Source organism: Bacillus sp. AFS001701 (assembly GCF_002559405.1).
Lineage (GTDB): Bacteria > Bacillota > Bacilli > Bacillales > Bacillaceae_G > Gottfriedia.
This window is the reverse complement of the sequence record NZ_NTZO01000579.1, coordinates 1-2,830: the sequence shown is the minus strand read 5'-3', so window position 1 is coordinate 2,830 and position 2,830 is coordinate 1. Positions and strand designations below refer to the sequence as shown.

Below are 2,830 nucleotides of genomic sequence, written 5' to 3'. Positions count from 1 at the left end.
TTAAAATAATCTATTTCTAATTTTAGCATAATTGACAATTAGACAAATAGATTTTAGTATTTAGTTAATTAACTAAATACTAAATCTTAGAGGTGTGAAATGTGAACGAATTATTTAAAGCATTATCGGATCCAACTCGAAGGAAAATTTTAGATCTATTAAAAGAGAAGGATTTAACTGCTGGAGAAATCTCAGAACAATTCGATATGTCAAAACCTAGTATTTCGCAGCATCTTAAAATATTGAAGTCAGCCCAGTTAATTCAAGATGAAAAGAAGGGGCAATTTATTATTTATTCTCTAAATATGACGGTTTTCCAAGAAATTATTAGTTGGGCATATAGTTTTAAAGAAAAATAATTGAGAGGTGACAGATTTTGAAGAAGCATATTTTAGCAATTTTACTATTTATTTGTTCACTAGTATTATGGATTATTAACTTTCATGATTTACCAAGTCAACTACCAGTTCACTGGGATTTTTCAGGTAATGTTAATAATTACGATTCAAAGATGAAAACATTTATCGAGCTTCATGCGCTCATGATTTTCGTTTATTTATTGCCAATTGTTACTCCGAAGATTGATCCAAGGAAAGAGAATTATAAGTTATTCCAAAGTAGCTTGTACTTTATGGCGACAGGGATTTTATTTATTTTCTTTTTAATTAATATGAGTGTTTTATTTTATGGCTTAGGTTATAACGTTCATATTGGTTCAATGAGTTTTCTCTTTATTGGGCTTTTGTTTATGTTTCTTGGAAATTATATGCCTCATGTTCGTTCGAATTATTTTATTGGCGTCCGTACACCTTGGACATTAAGTAATGAAAATGTTTGGAAAAAAACACATCGTGTTAGCGGTAGATTATTTATGATTGTTGGTTTATGTTTCTTGGTGCTTTATTTTATTCCTGTGAGTAACAAAGGAATAATTGTCATTCCATTGATTATATTTTTAGTTGGGTTCACAACTATATACTCATATATTGCCTTTAAAAAGGAAATGAAAAACTAAATTAAGCTAATTTTTTACAAAATTTGGTGATTGATTATGAAATTATTTTAGAAAAAATTTAATTTCCCTTTAAAGTATGGTATTGTAAAGAGTAGAGCAAAAGAGTTGGAGGAATAAAATTAATATGATTACAGTTTCTAATGTTAGTTTGCGTTTTGCGGACAGAAAATTATTTGATGATGTTAATATAAAATTTACACCAGGTAACTGTTACGGTTTAATCGGTGCTAATGGTGCGGGTAAATCTACTTTTATTAAAATTTTATCTGGTGATATCGAGCCGTCTACAGGTGATGTTATTGTAACGCCAGGTGAGCGCCTTGCAGTATTAAAACAAAATCAGTTTGAATATGAAGAGTTTGAAGTTCTTCAAACAGTTATTATGGGTCATACTCGTCTTTATGAAGTAATGAAAGAAAAAGATGCAATCTACATGAAGGAAGATTTCACTGAAGAAGATGGCATGAAAGCTGCAGAACTTGAAGGTGAGTTTGCAGAGTTAAATGGTTGGGAAGCAGAATCAGAAGCTGCGATTTTATTAAAAGGTCTTGGCATTACAGAAGACTTACATGATAAAAAAATGGCTGAATTACAAGCAGGCGAGAAAGTAAAAGTTTTACTTGCTCAAGCATTATTTGGTCAACCAGATATTCTTTTACTAGATGAGCCAACGAATAACTTAGATCTTAAAGCTGTTCAATGGTTAGAAAACTTCTTAATTAACTTTGAAAACACAGTTATCGTTGTATCACATGACCGTCACTTCTTAAATCAAGTATGTACGCATATGGCTGATTTAGATTTTGGTAAAATTCAACTTTATGTTGGTAACTATGATTTCTGGTATGAATCAAGTCAACTAGCTCAAAGATTAATGTCTGATGCTAATAAGAAAAAAGAAGAGAAAATTAAAGAACTACAAGGATTTATTGCTCGATTTAGCTCAAATGCATCAAAAGCAAAACAAGCTACTTCTCGTAAAAAACTTTTAGATAAAATTACGCTTGATGATATTAGACCATCTTCTCGTCGTTATCCATTCGTTGGATTTACGCCAGAGAGAGAAGTTGGGAATGATTTATTAACTGTTGACGGAATTTCAAAAACAATCGATGGTGAAAAAGTATTAGATAATGTACGTTTTACTGTAAATAAAGGCGATAAAATTGCATTTGTTGGTAAAAATGACGTTGCAATTTCAACTTTATTTAAAATTTTAATGGGTGAAATGGAGCCAGATACAGGTTCATTTAAATGGGGTGTAACAACTTCTCAAGCATTTTTCCCTAAAGATAACTCTGAGTTCTTTGAAAAAAGTGATATGAACTTAATCGAATGGTTACGTCAGTTCTCTCCACAAGATGAGTCTGAAAGCTTCCTACGTGGTTTCTTAGGACGTATGTTATTCTCAGGAGAGGAAGTAATGAAAAAAGCTTCTGTTCTTTCTGGGGGAGAAAAAGTTCGTTGTATGCTTTCAAAAATGATGTTAAGTGGAGCAAACGTATTAGTATTAGATGATCCTACAAACCACTTAGACTTAGAGTCAATTACGGCATTAAATAATGGTTTAATTGCCTTCAAAGGTACTGCATTATTTACATCTCATGACCATCAGTTCATTCAAACAATTGCAAACCGTATCATTGAAGTAACACCAAACGGTTTAGTTGACAAAGAGTGTACTTATGATGAGTTCTTAGAGAACAAGGATTTACAAAAGCAAGTAGAAGAGTTATATAATAAGTAATTCCAACTACACAGGCCTTTCACAATAAAAGTGTGAGAGGAGTGAAACCACTAATCAATTGATTAGTG

3 protein-coding genes are annotated in these 2,830 nt (G+C 31.4%); all 3 read left to right on the top strand.

Translation table 11 applies throughout. The annotated features are described in order from the left end of the window. Positions 1-101: 101 nt before the first annotated feature. Positions 102-359, top strand: a complete 258-nt coding sequence (locus tag CN514_RS23430) for an autorepressor SdpR family transcription factor (RefSeq protein WP_097977665.1) — start codon at positions 102-104, stop codon at positions 357-359. 17 nt (positions 360-376) lie between these two features. After that, positions 377-1,015 carry an SdpI family protein gene (locus tag CN514_RS23425; RefSeq protein WP_098234635.1) on the top strand — a complete coding sequence of 213 codons (639 nt, stop codon included), beginning with the start codon at positions 377-379 and terminating at the stop codon, positions 1,013-1,015. A 124-nt stretch (positions 1,016-1,139) separates the two neighbouring features. After that, positions 1,140-2,762: an ABC-F family ATP-binding cassette domain-containing protein gene (locus tag CN514_RS23420; protein WP_097977662.1), complete on the top strand. Its 1,623-nt coding sequence runs from the start codon at positions 1,140-1,142 to the stop codon at positions 2,760-2,762. Positions 2,763-2,830 lie beyond the last annotated feature (68 nt).